Annotated in this window: 24 protein-coding genes and 1 pseudogene; 16 read left to right on the top strand and 9 right to left on the bottom strand. The window is 69.7% G+C overall.

Annotated features, from left to right (window positions below; all coding sequences use genetic code 11):
- The first annotated feature begins 28 nt into the window (after positions 1-28).
- Positions 29-775 (top strand): helix-turn-helix domain-containing protein, encoded by a 747-nt coding sequence (locus OV207_RS21110; RefSeq protein WP_267556925.1) that lies wholly within the window; start codon positions 29-31, stop codon positions 773-775.
- Between the two features lie 68 nt (positions 776-843).
- Here the strand turns inward: OV207_RS21110 and OV207_RS21115 are convergent, their stop codons facing one another.
- From OV207_RS21115 to OV207_RS21125, 3 genes are all read right to left on the bottom strand, one after another.
- Entirely contained in the window at positions 844-1464 is a 621-nt protein-coding gene (locus tag OV207_RS21115) for a glutathione S-transferase family protein (protein WP_267556926.1), read from the bottom strand.
- Between the two features lie 156 nt (positions 1465-1620).
- Complete coding sequence (locus tag OV207_RS21120; protein WP_420715250.1) at positions 1621-3282, bottom strand: lamin tail domain-containing protein; 1662 nt, start codon at positions 3280-3282, stop codon at positions 1621-1623.
- Positions 3283-3512: 230 nt separating this feature from the next.
- Positions 3513-3992, bottom strand: coding sequence for a YqaA family protein (locus tag OV207_RS21125; RefSeq protein ID WP_193347462.1), 480 nt, complete (start codon positions 3990-3992; stop codon positions 3513-3515).
- A 189-nt stretch (positions 3993-4181) separates the two neighbouring features.
- Here OV207_RS21125 and OV207_RS21130 point away from each other — a divergent pair, with 189 nt between their 5' ends.
- From OV207_RS21130 to OV207_RS37675, 6 genes are all read left to right on the top strand, one after another.
- Positions 4182-4484 (top strand): hypothetical protein, encoded by a 303-nt coding sequence (locus OV207_RS21130; RefSeq protein WP_193347461.1) that lies wholly within the window; start codon positions 4182-4184, stop codon positions 4482-4484.
- A 118-nt stretch (positions 4485-4602) separates the two neighbouring features.
- Positions 4603-5928, top strand: coding sequence for a putative sensor domain DACNV-containing protein (locus OV207_RS21135; protein WP_193347460.1), 1326 nt, complete (start codon positions 4603-4605; stop codon positions 5926-5928).
- A gap of 53 nt (positions 5929-5981) precedes the next feature.
- The gene (locus OV207_RS21140; protein WP_267556927.1) at positions 5982-6608 is read left to right on the top strand and encodes an aminotransferase class I/II-fold pyridoxal phosphate-dependent enzyme; all 627 of its coding nucleotides are present in this window, start codon (positions 5982-5984) and stop codon (positions 6606-6608) included.
- Positions 6609-6641: 33 nt separating this feature from the next.
- Entirely contained in the window at positions 6642-8870 is a 2229-nt protein-coding gene (locus OV207_RS21145) for a DPP IV N-terminal domain-containing protein (RefSeq protein ID WP_267556928.1), read from the top strand.
- 59 nt (positions 8871-8929) lie between these two features.
- Positions 8930-10264 carry an AHH domain-containing protein gene (locus tag OV207_RS21150; protein ID WP_267556929.1) on the top strand — a complete coding sequence of 445 codons (1335 nt, stop codon included), beginning with the start codon at positions 8930-8932 and terminating at the stop codon, positions 10262-10264.
- 210 nt (positions 10265-10474) lie between these two features.
- Positions 10475-10843 carry an imm11 family protein gene (locus tag OV207_RS37675; protein ID WP_324291552.1) on the top strand — a complete coding sequence of 123 codons (369 nt, stop codon included), beginning with the start codon at positions 10475-10477 and terminating at the stop codon, positions 10841-10843.
- A 4-nt stretch (positions 10844-10847) separates the two neighbouring features.
- On the opposite strand, the gene OV207_RS21160 is transcribed toward OV207_RS37675, so the two are convergent.
- The gene (locus OV207_RS21160) at positions 10848-12221 is read right to left on the bottom strand and encodes an MFS transporter (protein WP_267556931.1); all 1374 of its coding nucleotides are present in this window, start codon (positions 12219-12221) and stop codon (positions 10848-10850) included.
- Between the two features lie 261 nt (positions 12222-12482).
- Between OV207_RS21160 and OV207_RS21165 the strand changes: the two genes are divergently transcribed.
- On the top strand, positions 12483-12974 hold the full coding sequence (locus OV207_RS21165; RefSeq protein WP_267556932.1) for a TfoX/Sxy family protein: 492 nt from the start codon (positions 12483-12485) through the stop codon (positions 12972-12974).
- Here the strand turns inward: OV207_RS21165 and OV207_RS21170 are convergent.
- Together OV207_RS21170 and OV207_RS21175 are read right to left on the bottom strand one after the other, a co-directional pair.
- Positions 12961-14604, bottom strand: coding sequence for an AMP-binding protein (locus OV207_RS21170; RefSeq protein WP_267556933.1), 1644 nt, complete (start codon positions 14602-14604; stop codon positions 12961-12963). The two genes, OV207_RS21165 and OV207_RS21170, sit on opposite strands and share 14 nt — an antisense overlap.
- A 120-nt stretch (positions 14605-14724) precedes the next feature.
- The gene (locus tag OV207_RS21175; RefSeq protein WP_267556934.1) at positions 14725-15549 is read right to left on the bottom strand and encodes an Fpg/Nei family DNA glycosylase; all 825 of its coding nucleotides are present in this window, start codon (positions 15547-15549) and stop codon (positions 14725-14727) included.
- A gap of 231 nt (positions 15550-15780) precedes the next feature.
- On the opposite strand from OV207_RS21175, the gene epsC reads away from it, so the two are divergent.
- The gene (gene epsC / locus OV207_RS21180) at positions 15781-16626 is read left to right on the top strand and encodes a serine O-acetyltransferase EpsC (protein ID WP_193347345.1); all 846 of its coding nucleotides are present in this window, start codon (positions 15781-15783) and stop codon (positions 16624-16626) included.
- A 40-nt stretch (positions 16627-16666) separates the two neighbouring features.
- The gene (gene cysK, locus OV207_RS21185; RefSeq protein ID WP_267556935.1) at positions 16667-17587 is read left to right on the top strand and encodes a cysteine synthase A; all 921 of its coding nucleotides are present in this window, start codon (positions 16667-16669) and stop codon (positions 17585-17587) included.
- A 40-nt stretch (positions 17588-17627) separates the two neighbouring features.
- On the opposite strand, the gene OV207_RS21190 is transcribed toward cysK, so the two are convergent.
- From OV207_RS21190 to OV207_RS21200, 3 genes are all read right to left on the bottom strand, one after another.
- Complete coding sequence (locus OV207_RS21190; protein WP_267556936.1) at positions 17628-18767, bottom strand: aminotransferase class V-fold PLP-dependent enzyme; 1140 nt, start codon at positions 18765-18767, stop codon at positions 17628-17630.
- 81 nt (positions 18768-18848) lie between these two features.
- Complete coding sequence (locus OV207_RS21195; protein WP_267556937.1) at positions 18849-19616, bottom strand: DUF5953 family protein; 768 nt, start codon at positions 19614-19616, stop codon at positions 18849-18851.
- Between the two features lies 1 nt (position 19617).
- Positions 19618-20526: a DUF6310 domain-containing protein gene (locus OV207_RS21200; RefSeq protein WP_267556938.1), complete on the bottom strand. Its 909-nt coding sequence runs from the start codon at positions 20524-20526 to the stop codon at positions 19618-19620.
- A 220-nt stretch (positions 20527-20746) separates the two neighbouring features.
- On the opposite strand from OV207_RS21200, the gene OV207_RS21205 reads away from it, so the two are divergent.
- The 6 genes and pseudogenes from OV207_RS21205 to OV207_RS21230 all read left to right on the top strand — a co-directional run.
- Positions 20747-21985, top strand: coding sequence for an acyl-CoA dehydrogenase family protein (locus tag OV207_RS21205; protein WP_193347341.1), 1239 nt, complete (start codon positions 20747-20749; stop codon positions 21983-21985).
- Positions 21986-21987: 2 nt separating this feature from the next.
- The gene (locus OV207_RS21210) at positions 21988-23061 is read left to right on the top strand and encodes a phosphotransferase family protein (protein ID WP_267556939.1); all 1074 of its coding nucleotides are present in this window, start codon (positions 21988-21990) and stop codon (positions 23059-23061) included.
- Positions 23061-23753, top strand: a complete 693-nt coding sequence (locus tag OV207_RS21215; protein WP_267556940.1) for a histidine phosphatase family protein — start codon at positions 23061-23063, stop codon at positions 23751-23753. Before OV207_RS21210 ends, OV207_RS21215 begins: the two co-directional genes overlap by 1 nt.
- A 27-nt stretch (positions 23754-23780) precedes the next feature.
- Positions 23781-25070: a LamB/YcsF family protein gene (locus OV207_RS21220; protein WP_267556941.1), complete on the top strand. Its 1290-nt coding sequence runs from the start codon at positions 23781-23783 to the stop codon at positions 25068-25070.
- Between the two features lie 130 nt (positions 25071-25200).
- On the top strand, positions 25201-26064 hold the full coding sequence (locus tag OV207_RS21225; RefSeq protein WP_267556942.1) for a biotin-dependent carboxyltransferase family protein: 864 nt from the start codon (positions 25201-25203) through the stop codon (positions 26062-26064).
- Positions 26061-26369, top strand: a pseudogene (locus OV207_RS21230) (hypothetical protein); the annotation flags it as partial. The gene OV207_RS21225 and the pseudogene OV207_RS21230, both read left to right, overlap by 4 nt.

The raw sequence follows: 26369 nt of genomic DNA on the forward strand, positions 1-26369 counted from the left end.
CTGACATCCCCCTTCATCCCGGCGAGCCATGAGCAAGAGCCTAGGCAAGAGAATCCGAAGAGCACGACTCCAAAGCAATCGTTCCCAGGCCTTCGTTGCCGAAAAACTGAAGGTAACGCAAACAACCATTTCAAATTGGGAAAAGGGAAAAACAGAGCCTGACGAGGGTGAACTCAAGAAGCTTGAGCGGCACCTGGGGGGGATTGTCAGTCCCTCAAAGTCTCAATCAGAAACCGAGTCGGCGGCAACAGAAGGGCCTTCACCCTTTGGAGCATGGCTCAGCAAGAGCCGACTGAATAAGGATCTATCAGTTGCCGAACTCTCGAATGCATCCGGCGTATCGATCCCCACAATCTACGGCATTGAAGCAGGGCGAATCGAAAACCCACGCACGGAAACGATTCGAAAGTTTGAAAAGGCCTTTGGGGAAAAAGCCCCCGATGACCTCATCACCGAGATGGAGGAAGAAGCCAGAATTGAAGGCTTGGGAGGACTGACTGACTTCAATCCGCACGAAACGAACAGCCTACCGAGCACTGCTGGCGTGTATGTGTTGTACGACATCAGCGAGAGACCCATGTACGTCGGCATGGGTGGCAACATTGGCAAGCGAATCCAAGACCATCACGAGAAGTTCTGGTTCAAGAAGCCCATTGTTGAGACAGGCTCCTACGTTGAAATCAAGGATGAGCTCCTCCGCAAGCAAGTTGAAACGCTGCTCATCAAATTCCTAAAATCAAACGCCGTTATCAATAAACAGGGCGTGGACCGGTAACTGCCAAGTAGCTCCGGTCAGCCCCGTTGGCCAAGCCCTCTTGTCAAAGTAAGTGTGACTGGAGTGGTTCAACGGCCCATCGCGTAGGGGCCGCCCTTCTCCACGGCGCGCTGGTACGCGGGGCGCGCGTGCAGGCGGTCCAGATAGGCCGTCAGGTTCGGATACTCCCCGAGCAACCGGAACGCCCGCGCCGACTCCAGCACGAAGCTGTTCTGGATGTCCGCGCCGCTCAGCGCCTGGCCCACCAGGTACTCGCGGCCCAGGAGCGCGCCCTCCATGTAGCCCAGGTGGTTCTTCAGCTCGGAGTCGATGCGCGGCATCAGGGACGCTCCGGCCTCCCCCAGCCGCTTCACGTAGAGCAGCTGCATCACGGGCAGCATCGCGGAGCCTTCCGCGAAGTGCAGCCAGTGCATGTACGCGTCCTGGTCCTCCGACGCGGGCGCGAGCCGTCCCTTCCCGTGGCGGCGGATGAGCGTCTCGATGATGGCTCCGGACTCGGCCAGCACGCGGCCGTCGTCCTCCACCACCGGCGACTTGCCCAGGGGATGCACGGCCTTGAGCTCCGGCGGGGCCAGCCGCGTCTTCGGGTCGCGCTGGTAGCGGACGATTTCGTAATCCAGCCCCAGCTCCTCCAGGAGCCAGAGGATGCGCTGCGAGCGCGATTCGTTGAGGTGGTGGACCTTCAGCATGGGACCACTCTCCCAGCTCATCCCCTGCCCCGTCGCGGTCCTCGCCGCGGGTGTTCATCAATGGACCGCCCCGGGGCCGCCCCCAAAAATAAAAACCGGGCCCGAAAGACCGCCCCTGGAGGCGACCCGTCCGGGCCCGGTTTCCACTGGAGCCTTCTAGTAGGCCGAGCCGTTGGCGCGCCTGCCGGGCGAGCTGCTGGTCCCCGACACCGCCGAGTGCAGCGCGAAGCCCGCGCCGGCGGTCACGTCCGGGCTGCGGTTGGCGGACACGCCGTCCGTGCCCGCGAGCCCCGAAGCGAAGGTGGCCGAATCCACCGTCGCGCCCGACGCGCTCCTCAGCGTCACGGTGTCACCGCTGTTCGACAGGCCCAGCGTGCCCGTGGTCGCCGCCGTCGCGCCCACCGTGCCGGACGGGATGCCTGACGCGCCGCCGAACACCACCACCGCCTTGCCCGCCGCCACCGTGGTGCCGCTCGGGAAGGTGTGCCGCACGCTCGCGCTGTCCGACAGCGTGTAGCCGCTCAGGTCCACCGCCGCCGTGCCGGTGTTCACCAGCTCCACGAACTCGCCGTTCACGTCCGAGCCCGCCTCGTTCAGCAGCACCTCGTTGATGAACACCTGCCCGGTGCCGCCCGAGCCGCCGCCCGTCGTGATGGCGAAGGCGCCGTTGCTCAGGTCGTTGAGGGCGGCGTTGCTCGCGTCGCTCACCCGCACCCAGGCGCTGGTGCTGGCGGTGCCGGGCACCGTCCACGCCACGCTGCCGGAGGCCGCGCTCGTGCTCGTCGTCACCGTCGTCCAGGTGGAGCCGTTGAGCGAATACTCCACCTTCACGTTGGAGATGCCGGACGCCGTCCAGCTGATGGTGCGCGCGGAGCCCCCCGTCCAGCTCTCGCCACCGTTGGGCGACAGCACCGTCACGGAGCTGGAGGTCGTGCCGTCCCCCGGGATGAGGAAGTCCTTGATGACGCCCATGTGCTGCATCCCGGAGGCGCCGCTGTCCCCCGACAGCGCGGGAGAGATGTCCGACAGGGGCGAATACACCCGCGTGTCCAGGACGAGCCCATTGGCGAAGGTGCTGGAGCCCATGATGACCGACGTCTGGTAGGCGCGCAGGTCGTTGTCCACCAGCACGTGGTCATACGGCGAGTTGCGGCCCGCGTTGGTGTTGGTGTTGCCGTTGCGGTCCGCCGGATACGGCGACGCCGTGGACACCACGCTGGAGAAGGTGCTGAAGGTGGCCTCGTTGCGGCTGCCGGTGTTGAAGTCGCCGCCAATGGCCAGGAAGTCCCCCGCCGGCACGTTGGCGTTGATGAACCGCACCAGGTTGGACGCCTCCGTGTTGCGCACGCCAGAGCCGCTCGTGAGCAGGTGCACGCTCACCACCCACAGGTCCTTGGGGCCCGGGATGTTGATGCGCGCCCACGCGAAGTCGCGGTTGGACACCTGCGTGTCGTCCCACTCGCCCGCGGCGATGATGGGGTAGCGGCTGATGATGCCGTTGGGAATCTGCGCCCCGGCCTCCCGGTAGTAGGAGAAGCCGGTGCCGAAGGCGGTGTCCACGAAGCTGCGGATGTCCGCCGCCGAGTCCGTCTTGTAATTGAATTCCTGGATCATCACGACGTCGGCGTCGGTGCCCTGGAAGATGCGGATGCCGTGGCCCGGATCATAGTCCTGGCCGTTGCCACTGGTGATGTTGGCCGCCATCAGCCGCAGGCGGACGTTGGCCAGCCCGTCCTCACGCGTGGCCAGCTCGGGCGCGGTCTCCTGCGACTCCACCGGCCCCCCGCACGCGGTCAGCGCCGCGCACAGAAGCGTCAAGGACCACGTTCGCCAGGAGGCGGCAGGCCGCCGGAAGAGGTCTTGTTTCAGGCTCACGATGTTTCATCCTGCTCCCGGCGGAGAACCAGGAGCCGTAGGGGTCTGGGACGTCACGGCAGCGCCGCGCACGCAGTATTCCGCGTACACGAGGCGTTGCGCGCATCTCCGTCACAAACTCTGAAACGTTGCGTGAACCGGCTGTCAACAGCCCGCCGCATTATTACACAATGTTACATGGCGGCGGCGGTGGAGAGGGCGACGAAGGTGTAGCGGATGCCCTTGCCCAGGGTGACGAAGAAGACGAACGGCACGGGGCGCACGCCCACGAAGCCGCCGGCGATGACGAACGCGTCGCCCAGGATGGGCAGCCACGACATGAGGAGCGCGGGGGCGCCCCAGGTGCGCAGGTTCGCTTCGATGCGCTCCATGCGGGGGCCTTCCTTCTGACGCCTGCGCGAGAACCAGCGGCCCACGGGCCCGCCGCCGCCCCGCGACACCCACTGGCCCAGGATGTAGAGCGTCACCGCGCCCAGCACGTTGCCCACGGTGGCCACCACGGTGGCGGTGAGGGGTGGGGTGCCGTTGTAGATGAGCGCGGCGAGCATCGCCTCGGAGGGCACCGGCACCACGGAGCCCGCCAGCATGGCGACGAAGAACATCCCGGGCAGGCCCCAGGTGGACAGCGTGGTCGGCTCGGCGGGCACGGGCATGGTTGGTCCGGGCCATACACCCGCGCTGGCCCTGCGTCTCGTCCGCCGTGTCGGGCCCTGCCCGCCGCCCTGCCCTCCAGGGTGAAGGCGTGTCCGTCCCCGGGGGCCAGCGCGAGGGACGGGTTGTAGGCGCGGGTGGGGGTCCCCAATCTCCCGGGCATGCGACGACCTTCCCGGGAGCGGACAGGCATGCGGTCCATCGACACCGAGGACGAACGGATCGCCACCCTGCTCGTGGCCGATGACGCGGGCCTGCCCTTCGAGGGCTCCCGTGACGTGGTGGTGCGGCTGCGCGACGGGCGCAGCTTCGTCCTCACCGTGCAGACGCTGGAGGCACTGGAGGCGCGGCTGGGCGGAGCGCCGTCCTTCGTGACGTCCCGCCTCGTCCTGGTGCGGCGGATGTCGGATGGCGCGCTGTTGCACGCGGTGCGCTCGGCGCTGGACCAGGGCGTGGAGCGGTTCGGCACGCTCCAGCCATCCATCGAGGAGTAGCGACGCCCGGTGCTACAGGTCGGGTTCGCGCGGGCGAGGATGGAAAGCCGACGGCGCGGTGCGGCGGTGACGCGACTTCCATTGGGAAGCTGGAAGGCGTGGGTATGCTGCGCGCCCGATGGATGAACCCGGCCTGCAATATCCCGGAGAAGCCCTGCGCAGCTGGCTGCGCCAGTTCGCCAAGACGCCCGTGGCCGAGCCGACGTTGCGCCTGCTGGTCGTCCTGGCGGACACGGTCTTCTTCGCGAGCCTGGGCCGGGAGGAGGGCGAGGCCACGCGCGTGCGCATCGCCTACCACGCGCAGGGGCTGCCGGGCCTCCAGGCCGTGCGGGAGACGGTCTTCATCGGCGGCGTGAGGGGCCACCGCAAGGCGTGGGAGACGCTGCCCCTGGAGCCCAAGTCGAGCATCACGGACTTCAGCGTGGAGGCGCTGGTGAAGCTGGCGCCCGCGGCGCACCTGCCCCGGACGGCGGTGGTGGTGGGGCCGCGCGACGGCAAGCTGCGCATCCAGGGGCTGGCGCGGCGGGTGGAGTACACGGAGTTCCACGCGGAGGGAGAGGAGGACGTCTTCATCCTCCACGCGCCGGAGCCGGGCCACCTGGTGGTGAGCACGCAGGGCCGCGAGGTGTTCCGCTACGAGCAGGGCGCCCCCGTGCCCCCGGGCCGGCGCGTGGCCCTGCACGACCTGCTCTTCCACGAGGACAGCATGGTGCGCTCGGCGCTGATGGAGCACTGCGCCACGCTGGTGGAGTCGCTGCCCAAGGTGCAGCCGCTGATGGGCGGCAACCGCGAGTGGTACGTGTCCAACGCGGTGCACGGCCTCATCCGGAAGATGGCCGCGCTGCACCACGGCGGGCTGATTGCCTTCCTGCCCAAGCAGCACGACCTGGACCGCTTCCGCACGCGCGGCAAATACAGCCTGCCGTCGGAGCAGGGCTCGCTCCTGCGGGAGCGCTTGCAGCGCTTCGTGCAGGCGCGGGCGGAGCTCATCAACGGCGCCTGGCGCGCGGAGTCCGGAAAGAGCGCGTCGGAGGCGGAGCCGCCGGAGGACCGGGAGCTGAAGAAAGCCGCCGCCGAACACGACGACAAGGCGACGGAGAGCGACTTCCAGGCGCTGGTGGAGAGCATCGGGCAGCTCACCGCGGTGGACAACGCGCTGGTGCTGGGGCCGGAGCTGGAGGTGGTCTGCGCGGGGTATCAGATCGCCATCCCGCGCAGCGGCCCGCCCCAGGTGTTCGAGGCGCGCACGCTCCACGGGCGCCCCGGGCCGCACTACCCCATCAGCCAGCACGGCTCACGCCACCGCGCCGCGGCCGTCTTCGCCAACCAGCACTCCGGCGCCATCGTGTTCGTCGCCTCCCAGGACGGCCCGGTCCGCTGCCTGCACCGCCCTCCTGGCAAGAAGAAGGTCCTGCTCTGGAGCCTCCTCCTCACGGAGGACTGAGCCCCCCAGCCAACACTCCGGGTCCCCAAGAGGCCCCGAAAGCGTCCTGGAAATTGTCATGGTACGAGGTCTGCCGTGAGCACGACGTCACCATCATCGAGAACGGGGCGTTGGCGCCGCTCGTCGCGAAGGCCCCTCCGCCCCTGGCGGCGCTGGAGCCCTCGCGGACGTATCACATTGGAAGTCTGTCCAAGGCGACCCTGCCCGCGTTGCGCATCGGCTACATCCGGGCGCCCGCCGAGGCCCGCCGGGCCCTGGAGGAGGCCGCGGCGGCGACGGTCTGGTCCGGGTCTCCCCTGATGCAGGAGCTTGCCTCGCAGTGGATGGCGGACGGCACGGCGGTGGCCCTGCGCGATGCGCGGCGGGCGGAGGCGTCGGCCCGTCAGGCCCTGGCGACGAAGGTGCTGAAGGGCCATCCGTACCTCGCGCACGCCACCGCGTACTTCCTGTGGATGCCCATCCCCGAGCACCGGAGGGCCACGGAGCTGGTGGAGCAGGCCGCCGCGAGGGACGTGCTCCTGGGGCCCGCACACCTGTTCGCGGCCCTGCCCGGCCATGCGCCCAATGCCCTCCGGATGTCCCTGGGCGCGGCCAGCTCCCGAGCGGAGCTGGAGCGGGGCCTGAAGACCCTGGCCGAGCTGCTGGATGTCACGGCACCGGCACCGCGCCGCATGAGCTGACCACCCTTCCCTTCCGTCCTCCGGCAGGTGCCCATGTCCCGCCCCATTGCCTCACGGCTCCGCGTCTGGTCGCTGTTCCTGCTCGGCATGGGGCTGCTGCTCCCCTGGAGGGCGACGGCGGCGGGCGCCCTGGATCCGCTCCAGGAGCGGCTCGACTTCTCCGATGCGTCGTTCAACCTGCCGGCTCGCATCCGTGACACCCGGACGCCCCCCCGGTGGCTGCCGGACGGGGAGCGCTTCGTGTACTGGTCCGTGCGCGACCCGCATCAGGAGACCTGGGTCCTGGTCGATGCGCGGAAGAAGACCCAGCGGCCGCTGCTGTCTCCCCACTCGCTACGGACCCAGCTGACGCGGGTGATGGGAAGACCGGTGAAGCTGTCCGGCTTCATGCCCTTCCGGCTCACGCCGGATGCCCGGGGGATCGTCTTCTCCGTGCAGGGGAAGGCCTTCTCGCTGGAGCTGTCCGAGGGTCGCGTCGTGGCGCTCGCCGACGAGGCGCCGGAGGCACTGTCGCTCGTTCCCGGCAATGTCCTGTCTCCGGATGGCAAGGCAATCGCAATCCAGAAGGACGCGGGGTTCGCGGTGGTGGAGGCTCGGGGAAGGACGCGGGTGGAGCGTGACGGCACGGAGGACCATGCCTGGCGCGTGCCCGAAGCCGCGTGGTCGCCCCAGGGTCGGTTCGTCGCGGTGGGGCGCGAGGACACGCGAGGCGTGCACCCCATTCCCCTGGTCGACTACGGCACCGCGCTGGAGAAGGTGACGTGGGCGCCGTATGCCAAGACGGGCACGCCGCTGATGCGCCAGGAGCTGCACTTCGTCACGGTGGAGACGGGGCAGGTGACGGCCGTGCCGCGCGAGGCGACGGAAGGCTACGAGTGGTTCGCGGGCTGGCGTCCGGATGGGAGCGAGGCGCTGGTGCTCCACCTCTCACGCAATGGCAAGCGCCTGGACCTGGTGGGCGTGGACCCGGCGACGGGCAAGCGCCGCCGCGTGCTGCGGGAGGAGCGGCCGGAGAGCTTCGTAGGGGCGCTCGACTTCGCGCTGGAGGGGTGGTCCCAACAGGTGAAGCCCCTGCCCGACTCCCAGCACTTCCTCTGGATGTCGGAGCGGGACGGCTGGCGTCACGTCTACTTGTATGACTATTCGGGCAAGTGGGTGCGACAGGTCACCCGGGGGTCGTTTCCCGTGCACGAAGTCGTAGGGGTCGCGCCCAGGGGGGATGCCCTCTTCGTGATGGCCTCCGCCGAGCGGGAAGCGCCCTACGACCGGCTGTTGTACCGGGCCGAGCTGAAGGGAGGGGACCTGAAGCGCCTGTCTCCAGAGTCCGGCGTGCACCGGGTCTGGCTGTCTCCCTCCACACGCTACTTCGTGGATGCGCATTCCAGCCGGGAGCGCCCCAGGGCCTGGGACGTGGCGTCCACGGACGGGAAGCAGGCGTTCCGGTGCGCGGAGGCGGACGTGAGCGCGTTGGCGGCGCTGCACTACGCACCACCGGAACCCCTCCGGGTGAAGGCGGCGGATGGCACCACGCCGCTGCATGGCGTGCTGTACAAGCCCTGGGACTTCGACCCGAAGAAGCGATACCCGGTCATCGACGTCATCTACGCGGGGCCGTTCATCTCGGTGGTGCCGTGGGGGTACGTGGGCAATGGCGAGAGCCTCATTGCCCACTCCCTTGCGCAGATGGGGTTCGTCGTCATGGTGTTGGACGCCCGGGGCACCCCGGGGCGGGGCAAGGCCTTCCAGGACGTGAACTACGGGCGCGTGGGGCAGACGGAGATTCCGGACCACGTCACGGCCCTGAAGCAGGCGGGCGCGAGCCGTCCCTACATGGACCTGGAGCGGGTGGGCATCCATGGGCATTCATGGGGTGGGTACTTCGCGCTGCGAGGGATGCTGACCGCGCCGGAGTTCTTCAAGGCGGGTTATGCGGGGGCCCCGGGGGCGCTGACGGAGGAGGCCATCATCAACGAGCCGAACATGGGCCTGCTGTCGGAGAACCCGGAGGGCTACGCGGCGGGCGCCAACGAAGCGCTGGCGGGGAGGCTCCAGGGCGCGCTCAAGATGATGCATGGCACGAGCGACGTGAACGCGACGCTGTCCACGACGATGAGGATGGCCCAGGCGCTGGTGCGCGCGAACAAGCACTTCGACCTGTTGATCATGCCCGGAGAGGGACACAACCCCACCGGCCCCGCCGGCCGCTACTACCTGGACGACGTGCGCCGGTTCTTCCTCCGGGAGCTGGGCACGCCTCGCTGAGGGGTGGTTGGGATTGCTGCTACCGTGACGCCCGCGGCGGACGTGACTGCGAGGCGAGCATGACGCGGATGGGGTGGGCGCTGCTGCTGGGACTGCTCGTGTCGGGCTGCGCGACGACGCGGGTGGTGCGCCTGGAGACGGACGACGGTGCACGGGTCGTCGTCACGCCTCGCGAGGAGGCGGGCGCCTCCCTCTCCGAGGCCCGGCTGGAGGCGGAGGAGTTCCAGCAGGCCCTGAGGGTGCTCGCGCGCGACGTCCGGCCCTTCGCCCATCCCCTCAGGGAGGCCCGGGAGTTGTTCGGCCTGCCGGAGCGCAGCGGCCTGTATGGCTTCCGCGAGCGGACCCGGGAAATCGTGCCCCTGGACGCAGCGGAGACACGCGAGCTGCACCTGCTTGAGGCATCCGACGACCTGACGCGCGGCTACAAGCAGTGGTGCTCAAGGCGCAAGCAGGGAGGGGACTGCCTGCGGCTGCTGGAGGAGGGGCCGCTGCTGGGCAGCGACGGCCGCTATGCGCTGGCGATGGCCGTGGCCATGGACTCCGTCTGGCAGGAGACGTCCGAGGCCTTGGAGCACCTGGCCCAGCCCCAGGCCGTGCTCGCCACGGTGACGTCCGCCGTGACGATGTATCTGCTGTTGTGGGCCCTGCCGGAGCCCGTGTCCAAGGGGCTCGCCGCCTTGATGACCGCCACGGCGATTGCGTACCTGGGCGTGGACACGGTGTGGAGTCTCCTGGAGGGATGGATGACCCTGGTTCGCCGCGTGGACCAGGCCACCACCTTCGTCCAGGTGCGCGACGCGGGTGAAGCGTACGGGGAGGTGCTGGGCGAGAACGCGGCGCGGGTCTTCGTCATGCTGGCGACCGCGGCGGTGGGCAACACGGTGGGACTCGCGACGAAGGCGCAGGGGCTGCCCGGCTCCGCGCCGGCCGCGCTCGTGGTGGAGACGCAGGCGGGCTTTCAGTACGCCGCCATCGGAGGCGTGCGCTCCGTGGCGATGAGCGCCGAGGGCTTCACCATTGCCCTCGCCCCCAACGCGGTCGCGATGTCCTCACGGCCCGGAGGGACGCAGCGCCACCACCTGGCCACCATCCGCAACGAGAAGTCCTCCACGCGCGGCGGGCCGTGGACGCAGCGGTTCAGGGACCTCTTCAAGAGGGCCGGGATGGATTTGAAGGACCCCCAGAACATCGTTGAGGTTCCAGGGCATCGCGGTCCGCATCCACGCGAATACCATGAGCTGGTGATGCAGCGGCTGAATGCGGCCATGGGGCAGTGCCGCACGGTGGTGCAATGCCGCAAGGCCCTCACAGGCGCTCTTCAAGAGCTTGCCGAGGAAGCCTCCACCCAGGGGACGAAGATCAATAAACTCCTGGCCCCGCGCGAGGGGCGTTAGAGAACTCAAATGGCTGCTCGATTCTTCGAACTTTCGGAAGACGTACAGGACGGCACCTGGCTCTTGGAGAGCCCCTGGAACGACTTGCGTCAGGAGGAAGAGGATCCCTGGATGTTCACCGCCGGGCGGCCCGTCCAAACTGAAGGCCGACTGACCGTTCGTCTCAGCGAAAATGGAAGGCCGCTGGATTTCTCACGGATTCCCGTGGGCATGACGCCCATCATCCACGTCAAGCTCGCGACGGTCCTGGCGGAGCGCGCGGCGGACGACGTGCAGCTCATCCCCGTGAGCATCCCGAAGCATCCGGATCAATACGTCCTCCTCGTCGCGACAAAACTCATCCGCTGCATCAATGAGCAGGCCTCGGAAGAAATCCGCCTCTGGGAGCCCAAGCACGGTCAGCCCGAGCGGATTGGCGAATACCGCTCCGTGTCTGGCATGCGCATCGACCCATCGAAGGTAGGCGACGCCCAGCTCTTCCGTCCCTGGGGATGGACGGTCGCCCTCATCGTCTCCGAAGCCCTCAAGAACGCCCTGGAGCGCACCGGCGCCACCGGCATGCACTTCACGGAGGTGTAAGGCCTCACCCTTCGCGCGGCACGTTGCCTTCCAGCCCCGGCGCCGCCAGCGCCATGCCCAGCGCGGCGAGGGCCGTGAGCCCCGCCGCGATGGCGAACTGCACGGCGAAGTGCCCTCGCGCCAGCGACAGCGCGGCCACCGCCAGCGAGCCGCCCAACAGCCGCATCGAATACAGCGTGCTCGTCACGATGCCCCGGTACTGCCACGGCGCCCGCGACTGCGGTCCCAGCAGCGAGCTGCTCGCCGCCGGCCCCACGCCCATCCCCACCAGCGCCAGCGCCGCGAACGTGGCCGGAATCCCCCACCCTCGCAGCGCCGCCACGGACAACAGCCCCGCCCCCGTCGCCGCCAGCGCGAAGCCCAACCCCACGCTCGCGCGCATGCCGCCTCGCACCAGCACCTTCACCCCGACCGTGGACCCCACCGACCAGCCCAACAACATCGGCACCAGCGCGAGCCCCGCCCCAATGGGCGAATGTCCCCCCTGCTCCGTCATCCACAGCGGCACCCACGCCGACATCGTGTACAGCAGCGCCCCCGCGAACAGCCCTCCCGCGATGCCGCTGAGCACCGTCCTGTCCTTCACCAGTTCCGCCGGCAACAGCGGCGCGGCCGACCGGCGCTGCTGACGCACGAACAGCGCCGCCACCCCCACCGCGCCCAGCGCGCACACGCCGCGCGCCCACGACGCGCCCGGCTCCAACGCGAAGAGCAGCAGCGCCACCGTGCTGCCCGCGAGCACCGGGCCCCAGCGCTCCAACGTCACCGACTCGCGCCGGGGCGGATCCCGATAGGACAGGTGCAGGAGCACCGCGGACAGCACCCCCACCGGCAGGTTCACCAGGAACACCCACCGCCAGGAGGCGTGCATCACCAGCCAGCCTCCAATCAGCGGCCCCAACGCGTTCGCCGCGCCCCACGCTCCGGTGAACAGGCCCTGGATGGCGGCCCGCTCGCGCAGCGTGTAGAGGTCCGCGCTGATGGTCAGCGTCGTGGGCTGCAACGCCCCCGCGCCCAGCCCCTGCATCACCCGGAAGCCCACCAGCGCGGGCACCGACGTCGCCAGGCCACACAGCGCCGAGCCCAGCAGGAACAACCCCATCCCCGCGAAGAACACCGGCTTGCGCCCCAGCCGGTCCGCGAGCTTTCCGCTCACCAGCACGCCCACCGTCGAGGCGAAGAGGAACGCGGAGAACACCCACGAATAGAGCGCGTCACCGCCCAGCTCCCGCGTGATGGTGGGCATGGCGCTCGTCACCACCGTGCCTTCAAAGGCACTCACCACCAGCGCCAGCAGCACCGCGCCCGTGGCCACCCGACGCGCCCCACCCGGCTTCATCCGGCTGCCCGCGTCCACCGTCACGCCGCTTCCATCCATCCCCCTTCATTACGCCGCCAGGCACCATCCGGAAATAGCATCTTCTGCATGGCCACCCGCGCCCTCAACAACGCCATCACCGAACACGTCAAGCAGCGCCTCCCGTAGCCGTGGCGCAAGGCGCGCGGCGCAGGGAATAGAGGTCGGCAAGCAGGCATCGCCCCCACATCCGGAGCCCCCGGCCTCGGTGCGCTTCCCTGGCGTGGAGGAGTCTCCTAGAACCGCTCCGCTTCGGGCCGCGAAGTCCCTCAGGAGAGAGCCATGCCCCGCACGGACAGCCTGGTCGAATACACACTGGAGTTGCTGGAGCCGCTCGGTCCCGTGCAGGCCCGCTCCATGTTCGGCGGCTGGGGCCTGTACTTCGGGGGCCGGATGTTCGGGATCATCATCCAGGGCCAGCTTCACCTGAAGGTGGACGACGTCACCCGCGCGGACTTCGAGGCAGAGGGCTGCCGGCCCTTCGTCTACGAGAGCAGGGGCAAGGCCCAACCCATGAGCTACTGGACGCCGCCAGCGGACGCCGAGGACAACAGCCGCATGCTGCTGCCCTGGGCCCGCCGCGCCGTGGACGCCGCGAACCGCGCCGCGATGAAGAAGGCTGCGGCGAAGAAGCCCACCGCGAAGAAGGCTCCCGCGAAGAAGCCCATGGAGAAGAAGACCACCGCGAAGAAGGCTCCCGCGAAGAAGCCCACGGAGAAGAAGACCGCCGCGAAGAAGGCTCCCGCGAAGAAGGCGCGCGTCAGGCCGTCTTGATGGAGGCCGCGTCGCCCAGTCCCAGCTCGGCGACGGAGACCTCCCGCATGCGGAACTTCTGCACCTTGCCCGTCACCGTCATGGGGAAGCTGTCCACGAACTTCCAGTGGCGGGGAATCTTGAAGGTGGAGATGCGGCCGGTGCAGAAGGCCACCAGTGACTCGGCGGTGAGCGTCGCGCCGGACTTCAGCCGCACCCACGCCATCACCTCCTCGCCGTACTTCACGCTGGGCACGCCGATGACCTGCGCCTCGCTGACGTCCGGGTGCGTGTGCAGGAACTCCTCCACCTCGCGCGGGTACACGTTCTCCCCGCCCCGGATGATCATGTCCTTGATGCGCCCGACGATCTTGACGTAGCCCTCCGCGTCCATCGTCGCCAGGTCGCCGGTGTGCATCCACCCGGCCCGGTCCACCGCCGCCGCCGTGGCCGCCGCGTTCTCCCAGTACCCCAGCATCACGCTGTAGCCCCGCGTGCACAGCTCCCCCGGCTGCCCCAGCGGCACCACCGCGCCCGTCTCCGGCTCCACCACCTTCACCTCCAGGTGCGGGTGCACGCGGCCCACCGTGGCCACGCGCTTCTCCAGGGCGTCGTCCAGCAGGTTCTGCGTGGACACAGGGGACGTCTCCGTCATGCCGTAGCAGATGGTGACCTCGCGCATGTGCATCCGCGACTGCACCTGCTTCATCACCTCCACCGGGCACGGCGAGCCCGCCATGATGCCGGTGCGCAGCGACGTGAGGTCGAACTCGCTGAAGCGCGGATGGTCCAGCTCCGCGATGAACATCGTGGGCACGCCGTAGAGCGACGTGCAGCGCTCGGCCTGCACCGTCTGGAGCACCGCCAGCGGCTCGAACGCCTCGCCCGGAATCACCATGGTCGCGCCGTGGGACGTGCAGGCCAGGTTGCCCATCACCATGCCGAAGCAGTGGTAGAACGGCACCGGGATGCACACGCGGTCCTCCGGGCCGTAGCGCAGCACCTCGCCCACGAAGAAGCCGTTGTTGAGCACGTTGTGGTGCGACAGCGTGGCGCCCTTCGGGAAGCCCGTGGTGCCGGACGTGTATTGGATGTTGATGGGGTCGTCGAACTGGAGCGACGCCTCCCGCTGCGTCAGCGCGTCCACGCTCACGGCCGCGCCGCCCTTCACCAGGCGCTCCCAGTCCGAGTCCAGCACCAGCGCCTCGCGCAGTCCCGGACACCGGGGCCGCACCTCCGCCAGCATCGCCGTGTAGTCCGTCTGCCGGAAGCCCTTCGCCAGGAGCAGCACGCTGACGCCGGCCTGGTTGAGCGCGTACTCCAGCTCCGACGTGCGGTAGGCCGGGTTCAGGTTGACGAGGATGGCGCCCGTGCGAGCCAGCGCGTACTGCGCCACGGTCCACTCGAAGCGGTTGGGCGACCACAACCCCACCCGGTCCCCCTGCTGCACACCGAGCGCCATCAGCCCCCGCGCCACCTCCGTCGTCGCATCCCAGAACTCTCGCCAGGTGACGCGGTAGCGCTGCGACACCACGACCAGGGCTTCGCGATCGCCGTACCGTTCGACGGTGCGGCGCAGATTCTGACCGATGGTTTCTCCCAGCAGCGGGGTGGTGCTGGTGCCGTGGGCATAGGACAGGGCGGTCGTCATGCCTCCATCGTCCCCACGGTGGGCGCCACCCGGCAAGCGCCGCAGCGGGGTGACGACCTCCGGCTGTCCGCTCGACCGCACCCCGCGCGTCCGCGGCACGGCGCCGCGAACCGCCGCACGCTAACGGGCGCGGGGCCACCGTGGCCGCTTCACCCGGTCCACGCCCTGGCATGCGGCGCAGAAGTAGAGCGTGCGCGCCGCCAGCGTCTGACCCTTCACCTTCGCGCCACAGCGCGGACACGGCTGGCCCGTGCGGCCATAGACACAGAAGCGCTCCGCGCGCTTGCGGCCCGGCGACGGCAGCGGTGGCGCACCCGGCGTGACGATGAGCCCGTCCCGCGCTCCGTCCTCCAGCAGCGCCCGCATCGCGCCCCACAGTCCGTCGAAGGCGCCCCGCTCCAGCTCGCTCGCGGGCAGCAGCGGCGGCAGCCGGGCGAGGAACAGCGCCTCTGCCCGCACGATGTTCCCCACGCCCGCGATGCGCCCCTGGTCCAGCAGCGCCTGCGCCAACGGCATGCGTCCCTGCGTCAGCCGCGCGTACGCCCGGTCCGGCGATGCATCCGCGCGCAACGGGTCCTCTCCCAGGCGCGCACGCAGGGTGGCCTCCGCCTCCGGTGTCAGCAGCTCACACGCGGACGGCCCCGACAGGTGCAGCGTCGCGGCGTCCGAGGCCAGCCGCAGCCGGCAGGCCGAGGAGGGCAGCGGCGCTTCGCTCCGGAAGTGCCGGATGCGGCCGAAGAGGCCCAGGTGGAGGTGCAGCCGCACGTCACCTTCGAAGGTGTGGAACAGGTGCTTGCCGTGGGCGTCCACGCCCAGCAGCGTCCGGCCGGACAGCGCGGGCGCCACGTCCGGACGGCCCTGGGGCGAATCGGCCGTGAAGCGGCGGCCCACGAGCCACCGGCGGTGGACCCGGGCGACCCGGTGGATGCTGTGACCTTCGGGCATCCCCCTGGGTAACTTCCTCCGGCCTCCCCCGCCAGGACACACCGCGTCCCGGCCCCTGTCCCCCGAACGGCCAGGCGACCGCGACGTTTTCCCACCCAGGGCATCCACCTTGGCAACGGGGCCGTTACGCCTCCGGAAGCCCAGAAAATGCCAATTCCGCCCCCACCAGCCGTTCCAGCAGCGGAAACAAAGAAATCGCCTCTTTCGCGCGCTATCCTGACGCAACGCCCCATGGACGACCCCAACGCCCGACTTGTCGCCACCCTGCTGGAGGCGCGACAGCGCCACTGCTTCCCCCCGGACGTGCGCAAGGCGGCGCCGGAGTTCGTCGCGCAGGTGCTGGGGCTGCTCTTCCCGCACTTCGCGGAGCGGCTGGAGTGCAACGCCGCCGCGGTGCGCCGGGACGTCACCGCCGTGGAGGCGAACCTCCAGCGCATCCAGGGCCTGCTCGCGCCGCACTACCCCGTCACCGACACGGACCTGTCCTCGCACTTCATGGAGGGGCTGCCGGACATCTACGACTGGCTCCAGCAGGACGCCCGGGCCATCTTCGAAGCCGACCCCGCCGCGCGCAGCGTGGACGAGGTGGTGCTCACCTACCCGGGCTTCTACGCCATCGCCATCTACCGGGTGGCGCACTCGCTGCACCAGCGGGGCTTCCCGCTGCTGCCACGCCTGCTCACCGAGTACGCCCACCAGCGCACCGGCGTGGACCTCCACCCGGGCGCCACCATCGGGCGTCGGTTCGTCATCGACCATGGGACGGGTGTCGTCATTGGCGAGACGACGATGATTGGCGACAACGTGAAGATCTACCAGGGCGTCACGCTGGGCGCGCTGATGGTGGAGAAGGCCCTGGCGGACAAGAAGCGCCACCCCACCATCGAGGACGACGTGGTGGTGTACGCCAACGCCACCATCCTCGGCGGCGCGACGGTGGTGGGCCGGGGCAGCATCATCGCCGGCAACGCGTGGCTCACGCAGAGCGTGCCGCCCCAGTCCGTCGTCACCCGCCGCAGCGAGGTGCGCGCGCGCCACGGTGATGAGGGGCTGGACGTCCTCGACTACCAGATTTGAGAACCCCCAACGCAGTGCCCTTCCCCGCACAGGAGACGCCATGAAAGTCGACAGCATCCTGCAGACCATTGGCAACACACCGCACGTGCGCATCAACCGCCTGTACCCCTCGCGCGTCACCGTGCACCTGAAGCTGGAGCGCGCCAACCCGGGCGGCAGCATCAAGGACCGCATCGGCCTGGCGATGATTGAAGCGGCGGAGAAGCAGGGCATCCTCAAGGAGGGCAGCGTCATCATCGAGCCCACCAGCGGAAACACCGGCATCGGCCTCGCGATGGTGTCCGCGGTGAAGGGCTACAAGCTCATCCTGGTGATGCCGGACTCCATGAGCATCGAGCGCCGCCGGGTGCTGGCCGCGTACGGCGCCACCTTCGACCTGACGCCGCGCGCGCTGGGCATGAAGGGCGCCATCGCCCGCGCCACGGAGCTCGTCGCCCAGACGCCCAACGCGTGGATGCCGCAGCAGTTCGAGAACGAGTCCAACATCGAGGTCCACAAGCGCACCACCGCGCAGGAGATCCTCAACGACTTCCCGGACGGGCTGGACTACCTCATCACGGGCGTGGGCACGGGCGGCCACATCACCGCATGCGCGGAGGTCCTCAAGGCGAAGTGGCCGAAGCTGAAGGTGTTCGCGGTGGAGCCCGTCAAGTCGCCCGTCATCAGCGGCGGCGCGCCGGGCCCGCACCCCATCCAGGGCATCGGCGCGGGCTTCATCCCCAAGAACCTGCACACGGAGGCGCTCGACGGCACCATCCAGGTGGATGAGAAGGACGCCTTCGAGTTCGCCCGCCGCTCCGCGCGCGAGGAGGGCATCTTCGTGGGCCCGTCCTCCGGCGCCTCGCTGTCCGCGGTGAACCAGAAGCTGGCGGAGATGCCGGACGGCAGCCGCGTCCTGGCCTTCTGCTACGACACCGGCGAGCGCTACCTGTCCGTGGAGAACCTCTTCCCGGCGCAGTAGCCAGCCCTCCCGTAAGGTCCGGGTGCGGAGCCAGCAGCCCTCACCCGGGCCGGTACGCGCGCACCAGCGCCACCAGCCGGTCCATCTCCTCGGGCGTGTTGTAGAAGTGTGGTGACAGGCGGATGCGTCCGCGCCGCACGGAGTGGGCCACCTTGCGCTCGGAGAGGTGCGCGCTGAGCACGCGGACCGAGGCGTCCGGGGGCAGGAAGGTGAGGATGCCCGCGCGGTCCTCGGGCGCGGGTCCCACCTCGCAGCCCAGGTCGCGCAGCCCCGCATCCAGCCGGTCCACCAGTCCTCCAATCCGCGCGCCGATGGCGTCCGTCCCCACCTCCAGCAGCAGCTCCAGCGCGGCGCCCATCGCGTAGATGCCGGGGTACCCGGCGCTGCCTTCCTCGAACTTCGCCGCGTCCGGGCGCAGCTCGAAGTGGGAGCGGTTGAAGTTCCACGCGTCGGTGGTGCTCCGCCAGCCCACCAGGGCGGGGCGCACGCGCGGCAGCACGTCCTTGGCCACGTACAGGAACCCGATGCCGGAGATGCCCAGCATCCACTTGTGGCTGTCCGCGCTGAGGAAGTGGATGCGGCTCTTCTTCACGTCCACCGGGATGCAGCCCACGCTCTGGATGCCGTCCACGCACAGGAGCACGCCCGCGCGTTCGCACAGCGCTCCCAGCGCCTCCAGGTTCGTGCGGTGCCCGGTGGCGAACTGCACCGACGACACCGCCACCAGCCGCGTGCGCGGGGTGAGCACCGCCGCCACGGCCTCCGGCGTCACGCCCCCGTTCGGCGTGGCGATCTCGCGGACCTCCACGCCCCGGTCCTTGAGGTGCAGCCAGGGGTAGACGTTGGAGGGGTATTCGAGGCTGGTGGCGACGGCGACCTCGTCTCCGGACTTCCAGTCCAGCCCCTCCGCCACCAGCCCCAGGCCGTGGCTGGTGTTGCGCACGAAGGCCACCTCCCCTGGCTCCGCCCCGATGATGCGCGCGGCGAGCCCCCGCACGTGCTCGCTGTGGGCCTCCCAGCCGCGCTCGTGGAGGATGCCGTGGTGCACCAGGTCGTCCATCCACCCCTTCACGGCGGACGCCGCGCGCAGGCTGGTGGGCGCGACGCCCGCGTGGTTGAGGTAGAGCTGCTCACCGAGGACGGGGAACTCGGCGCGGTAGGACTCGAAGGGGGCGCTCATGGCCCGGGAGTGTAGCCATGCGCACCGAATTGCGGACGGGTGCATGGGGACGAGTGTGCACTCCCTGGACTGCAAACCCGCTCAAAGCGTTGAGCGCCCACCTATCTCCGGGAAGCGCTCGTAGGCGCGCAGGAGCGCGGTCAGGTGGGCGGGATTGTCGAGGTCGAGCGGCGCCTCCGTGAGTTGGACGACCCACCCACCCGTCGCGGTGCGCCGTGACCGTGAGAGCAGGTCCGCGTCACGGGCGGGGTCCGGGAAACCGATGGCGCGTGCAGCGGCGGATGACCAGTAGTTCATCCAGCCCAGACGTTGCGGAATCTCCGGCAGGCGGAGTTTCTCTGGGAACTTGAGCGCCGGCAGCCCTCGCGGCGGAATGCCCGGCTTGCGCACCGGATGGCGTGTCTGCCCCGAGATCTCCACCCCTGCGTTGAACGGCGTCGCGTGCCCCCAGAATGAGAGAGCGCCCTCGGCGACGGCCTCCAGAACATCCGCCGCTATCGCTGCGAGGCCTGGCGTAGCGAGGGGCAAGCTCACATGAATCTCGAACTGTGGCTGGCCTCCCGGAGAACTGCTCGAAGGCCTTTCCCACCCGGAAATCGTCACAGGGTCGCGCTCATCCCCATTGCAGAGGAGCGGCAATCCCGGCTCATCCGATTGCCCTTCAGCGACCCATGCATCACGTCGAGGCAAGGGGATGGGCTTTCCCTCGTCAGAGATTCTCCATTCCAGGCGCAGGCCAGGCCATACGCGTTCCATTCCATGAACAGCAACCAAGGGTCGTTCCGCATTGCCCGCGATAGCAGGCCCATGGACGATAATGCCAAGTTGACTTGGATGTGTTGCTGGCATTTCAGCACCAATCCATCACAACGACTTCGAGGGTGACATCCGCGAACTCCAGTGCGGCTTTATGCGCGGCGTTGCGTACACCGACCCTGAAGTCAAATCCGCAGGCACTGGCGAGCTTCTTCTCTCGTTGCAACTCAAGTACCTGTTTCTTGACCACCTGCGCTTGAAGGAAGAACGAGTACGTGTCGAAATTATCGGTCTTGACCTCCCACAGCACTCGCACGCGCGTTTGAAATGCATCGAAGCGCTTCCCGTTGACGAGCACGTCCGAGCCTGGGAAACCATTCCCAGGCACCCTGTCGGCGCACATGTTGTGCAGGGCATCGCCGCCCAGGTGCGGCACGGGCCGGGGAGTGCAATCAAGGCTGCGCTCGCGTTCCACCGTTGAAGGTGGCGCCGGAGGCATCAAGTCCTGTCCTGAGGGCTCCGGCTGCGGCTTTCGCTTCGCGAGGGACTGCTCCTGCTGGGTGGGCCACTTTTGAAGCGCGGGACGCGGACGCTCACGGGTTGCCCTCCGCTCATAGGCATCCCACTCCTCCTGGATGGCGATCGCGACCACCACTACCCCCGTGATGATCACCGCCCCCACCACGATCTCTGGCGCCGCCAGGATGCAGATGCCCATCCCCAGGGTTGCTGCCCCCGCCGAAGCAACTGTGCATCGTCCCGTGGAATCCCGAAACCGGATCCGCTCAGCGTCGAGCGTATGAAAGCAACGCTCTACGAGGACAGACCACGCGTTGGAAGACTCTCGCACCACGCACCGCCCGTCATCCACCCACGGCAGCGCCGCCGCTCGCTGGAGGTTGGCGAGCCTCGGGTTCGGAGCCGCGGCCTCTTTCGGACCTGGAGCCGTCGTAGCGCACGCCGCGAGAAGGAGCAGCAGTGCGAGGCAGGTGCTGCGCAGCATGGCCACGTCCTGACATGAGGGCGTTTCTACCCGGCACACTCAGCAACGGACGTGCGCGAAGACGCGCGTGAGTCTGGCGGCACTCCTTCCATCGCGCCAGGGCCAACCCTCCCTCACCCCACCCCGGCATGCCCCTCCCGCGCGGGCAGGTCCAGCGACCGGGACGCGGAGTCCAACATTCAGTGGCCTCATCAACCCGCCGGAGCGCAGGATGCCCTGCATGGACTTCCAGCCCTCCGCCAGGACGACCGAATACCTGGAGCGCGTGAAGCGCTTCATGCGCGAACACATTGAGCCGGTGGAGGGCGCCTACCTCCAGGCCCTGCACGCCATGGAGGCCGGCGGGGACTGGCGCCAGTGGAAGGTGCCGCCCGTGATGGTGGAGCTCAAGGCGCGCGCGAAGGCGGAGGGGCTCTGGAACCTCTTCCTCCCGGACGCGAAGCTGGGCGCGGGGCTGAGCACGCTGGAGTACGCGCCGCTCGCGGAGCAGATGGGCCGCAGCTTCATGGCACCAGAGGTCTTCAACTGCAGCGCCCCGGACACCGGCAACATGGAGGTCATCTGGCGCTACGGGTCCCCCGAACAGCAGGAGCAGTGGCTGAAGCCGCTGCTCGCGGGCGACATCCGCTCCGTGTTCTGCATGACGGAGCCGGACGCGGCGTCGTCGGACGCCACCAACATGCAGGCCACCGCCGTGCTGGACGGCGACGACGTGGTGCTGAGCGGCAAGAAGTGGTGGTCCAGCGGTCTGGGCCACCCCAACGCCAAGGTGGCCATCTTCATGGGCCGCACGCCGGAGACGGGTGCGGACCGCCACCACCAGCACTCCATGGTGCTCGTTCCCATGGACGCGCCGGGCGTGGAGATCATCCGCATGCTGCCCGTGTACGGCGACCATGACGCCCCGCACGGCCACGGCGAGGTGCACTTCCATGACGTGCGCCTGCCGCGCTCCGCCCTCATCTCCGGGCCGGGCATGGGCTTCGAAATCGCGCAGGGCCGCCTGGGGCCGGGCCGCATCCACCACTGCATGCGCTGCATTGGCGCGGCGGAGCGGGCGCTGGAGCTGATGATCGACCGGGGCATGGGCCGCAGCGCGTTCGGCAAGCCGCTGCTCAACCTGGGCGGCAACCGCGAGCGCGTGGCGGAGGCGCGCATCGCCATCGACCAGGCCCGCCTGCTCACGCTGTACGCGGCCTGGAAGCTGGATGACGTGGGCGCGATGGGAGCGATGACCGAAATCTCCGCCATCAAGGTCGTGGCCCCCAACGTGCTCCAGAAGGTCGTGGACGACGCCATCCAGTTGCATGGCGGCGCGGGCGTGTCGCGCGACACGCCGCTCGCGGGCTTCTTCGCCCAGGCGCGCAGCCTGCGCATCGCGGACGGCCCGGACGAGGTGCACAAGGGCGTCATCACCCGCATCGAGCTCGCGAAGCGCGGCTTCTCCCGGGGGAGCTGACCATGGCGTCGTCCGTCCCCCTGGATGAAGGCAAGGCGGTGCGCTCCGGAGAAGCGCTGGACGTGGCCGCCGTGGATGCGTGGCTCAAAGCCCAGGTGCCCTCGCTCGTGGGCACGCCGGAGGTCACCCAGTACACGGGCGGCGCGTCGAACTGGACCTACCGCCTGAAGTACGAGAACCGCGACCTCATCCTGCGCAGGCCTCCCGCCGGCACCAAGGCGAAGTCCGCGCACGACATGTCGCGCGAGTACACCGTGCAGCAGGCGCTCAAGCCCGCCTATCCGGTGGTGCCCACGATGGTGGGGCTGTGCCAGGACCCGGCCGTGCTGGGCACGGAGTTCTACGTGATGGAGCGCATCCCCGGCCTCATCCCGCGCAAGCACCTGCCCCGGGGGCTGGACCTGGACAAGGCCCGGACGCGCCAGCTGTGCCTCAACGTCATCGACAAGCTCATCGCGCTGCACGGCGTGGATGCACAGGCGGTGGGGCTCACGTCGCTGGGCAAGGGGCCGGGCTATCCGCAGCGGCAGATCTCCGGCTGGTCCGACCGCTACGAGAAGGCGCGCACCTGGAACGTGCCCCGCATGAAGTACGTGCGCGACTGGCTTTCGGCCCATGTCCCCCAGGACATCGCCACGTGCGTCATCCACAACGACTGGCGCTTCGACAACGTGGTGCTGAGCCCGGAGGACCCCACGGAGGTCATCGGGGTGCTCGACTGGGAGATGGCCACGCTGGGCGATCCGCTGATGGACCTGGGCAACACGCTGGCCTACTGGGTCCACGCGGATGACAACCGGGTCCTGCGCGCCACGCGCCGGCAGCCCACCGACCTGCCCGGCATGCTGCGGCGGGAAGAGGTGGTGGCGTACTACCTGGAGCGCACCGGCCTGAAGCCCGCCAACTGGACCTTCTATGAGGTCTACGGCGTGTTCCGGCTCGCGGTCATCGTCCAGCAGATCTACTACCGCTATCACCACAAGCAGACGCGCAACCCGTCGTTCAAGAACTACTGGCTGCTCGCGAACTACCTCGCGTTCCGCTGCCGGCAGCTCATCAAGAAGGCGGGGGGCTGATGGGCGTCGTCTATCTCGTGCGTCATGGGCAGGCGTCCTTCGGCGCGGCGGACTACGACAAGCTGTCGGAGGTCGGCCAGGAGCAGGCACGCGTGCTGGGCGCATCCCTGCGCTCGCGCCTGCCGAAGCTGGACGCGGTGGTGACGGGCACGATGCTGCGCCACCGGGAGACGGCGGACGGGTGCCTCCAACTGCTCGGGCAGTCGGTGGAGCCCCGGCGGGTGGCGGGCTTCAACGAGTTCGACCACGAGGAGGTCGTGGAGCGGCACACGCCGCGCTACGCGGACCGCGCCGTGCTGCGCGAGGAGATGGGCGCCGCGAAGGATCCGCGCCGCGCCTACCAGGAGCTGTTCACCCAGGCCGTCGCGCGCTGGGTCGCGGGCGCGCATGACCGCGAGTACAAGGAGTCCTGGCCCGCCTTCAAGGCGCGCTGCCTGGAGGCGATGGACGCGCTGATCGCGTCGCTGGGGGCGTCGAAGACGGCGCTGGTGTTCACCTCCGGGGGCCCCATCACCGCCATCAGCCAGGACCTGCTGGGCATCCCGGACGTGCATGCGTTCAGGACGAACTGGACGCTCGCCAACTGTGGCGTCACGAAGGTCATCTACAGCGAGCGGGGCCGCTACCTGTCCACCCTCAACGAGCATGGCCACTTCGAGGGTGAACACCGGGCGCTCATCACCTACCGCTGACGGGCGGGGCTCGCGTAGCGTGGGCCCATGACGCGGTGCCTGCTCAACATCGACCTGGGGGAGCTGCCCGGGGAGGACGAACAGCTCTACGCGCTCGCCCACCTGGCGAACATCGCCTGCGGCGGTCACGCGGGTGATGCGGACGCCATGCGACGGGCCCTGGAGCTGTGCGAGCGGCATGGCACCCTGGCGGGCGCGCATCCGTCCTTCGAGGACCGCGAGAACTTCGGCCGCAAGGCCCTGGACGTGGCGCCGGAGGTGCTGCGCGGGCAGGTGGCGGCACAGTGCGGGCGGCTGGTGGCGCTCGCCCGCGCGCGTGGTGTGCCGGTGCGGCACGCGAAGCCCCATGGTGCGCTGTACCACGCGGCGAACAAGTCCCCTGCGCTGGCGCGGGCAGTGGTGGACGGCGTGGTGGAGGCGCTGGGAGCGGACGTCACGCTCGTGGGGCCGGGGGCGGGCGCGCTGCGAGAGGCGGCGCGGGCGGCGGGGCTTGGATATGCGCGGGAGGGCTTCGCGGATCGGGGCACGCTTCCGGACGGCTCGTTGATTCCGCGAGGGCAGCCTGGAGCCGTGCTGACGGACGTGGCGCAGGCGAGGCAGAACACCGTGCGCCTGGCCACGGGCGGCGCGGTGGACACGCTGTGCGTGCACGGCGACACGCCGGGGGCGGTGGCGCTGGCCCGCGAGGTGCGCGCGATGCTGGACGCGCTGGAGCGTCCTCCGGAGTGGCTGGGCGACAGCGCGCTGCGACTGGTGCTGCCGGAGGCGGTGGACCGGCGACAGGCGCGCGAGGCCCTGTGCGCGCTGCCGGGTGTGCTCGACGCGGTCATCACCGAGTCCCATGCCTGCGTGTACTTCGACCCCGCGACGCCCCCCGAGTCTCCCGCGCTCGTGCTGACGCGGCTTCGCGTGGTGCCCGCGGCCCCGGTGGAGCGTCCGCTGCTGCGCATCCGCGTGCGCTACGACGGCGAGGACCTGCCGAAGGTGGCCGCGCACGCAGGCCTGTCGGTGGAGGAGGTGGTGCGCCGCCACACCGCGCGCGAGTACACGGTGCGCTGCGTGGGGTTCCTGCCGGGCTTCGCGTACCTGGGCGACGTGGACCCCACCATCGCCTGTCCCAGGCTGACCACGCCGCGCACCCGGGTGCCGGCGCTCGCGGTGGGCATCGCCGGGGAGCGCACGGGCGTGTATCCGTTCGCGTCGCCCGGTGGGTGGAACCTCGTGGGCACGGCGCTGGACTTCACCGCGTTCGCTCCACAGCTCGGCGCCGTGATGCAGCTGGGCGACCGCGTGCGCTTCGAGCGGGAGGACGGATGAGGGCCTCGGCGTCGGTGACGGACCTGGTCATCCCCGCGACAGCAGCGCGGGGGACGGAATGACGGCCTTGGTGGAGGTCACGGGCCTGGGCGCTCCCGTGACCGTTCAGGATGGTGGCCGGCCGGGACACATGCACCATGGCGTCCCTCCGGGCGGCGCGTGGGTGCCGGAGCTGCTCGTCGCGGCGAACCTCGCGGTGGGCAACGCGCCCGACGCCGCGGCCCTGGAAGCCCACGGACGCCTGGAGCTGCGTGCCAGGGGCCGTGACGTGCGGGTGTCCGTGGACGGGGAAGCCGCGCGGCTCCTCGCGGACGGCGACACGCTCACGGTGCCCGCGCCCACCCGGTATGCCGTGCGCTACGTGGCCGTGGATGGAGCCCTGGCCGTCCCCGAGGTCCTGGGCGGACGCGGGACGCTGGGGGTGGCCCGGCTGGGAGGCTGGGAGGGCCGGCCCCTGCGCAAGGGGGATGCACTCCCGCTCGGCCCACCCGTCACGTCGGCCTTCGCCTCGGACGGGCCCCTGGACGTGCATCTCCAGCGTCTCGTCGCGGCCCTGGACCCCACCGCCCCCGTGAGGGTGCTGCTGGGCCCGGACGCCGCCCGCTTCGGCGACGACGCCGTGGCGATGCTCCTGGGCAGCACCTTCACCGTGTCGCCCGCCAGCGACCGCGTGGGACAGCGGCTGGACGGGCCGCCCGTGCCCCACGGCGACGAGGGCACCGGCACCTCGCGCCCCATGGTGCGTGGCGCCCTCCAGGTCACCCTGTCGGGGGCGCCCATCGTGCTGGGGCCGGACCACCCCACCACCGGAGGCTATCCGCTCATCGCCGTCGTCATCCGCGCGGACTGGGGCCGGCTGGGGGCCCGTCGGGCGGGCGCGCCCGTGCGCTTCCAGGCGGTGTCCGTCGATGAGGCCCGGGAGGCGTGGCACCTACATCCCGCCCACCCGTCCGAGGCAACTTCAGGTCCGGTCCGACCGATACTGGGAGCATGAGTCCTCCTCCGAAGATCGGCCCGCGCGTCCTGCCCGCTCCCCCCCGTCCGCCCGAGCCGGTCGTCCCGCCGCGCCCGCGCAACGCGGTGAAGCCCGAGCCGCGCGACACCTCGCTCTTCGAGGCCCCGAAGACCCGGAAGGCGCCGGTCGCGCTGTCCACGCCGACCGCGGGCCCCCAGTCAGGCCCCCGCCCCACCCCGGGCACCTACCCCACCACCGCGGACGTGGCGAACATCGCCGCGATGACCGACCCGGTGGAGCGCAACCTGGCCATCACGCAGGGCTACCACGACCTGTCCAATGCG

Origin of the sequence: Corallococcus sp. BB11-1, from assembly GCF_026626625.1 — a bacterium.
Lineage (GTDB): Bacteria > Myxococcota > Myxococcia > Myxococcales > Myxococcaceae > Corallococcus > Corallococcus soli.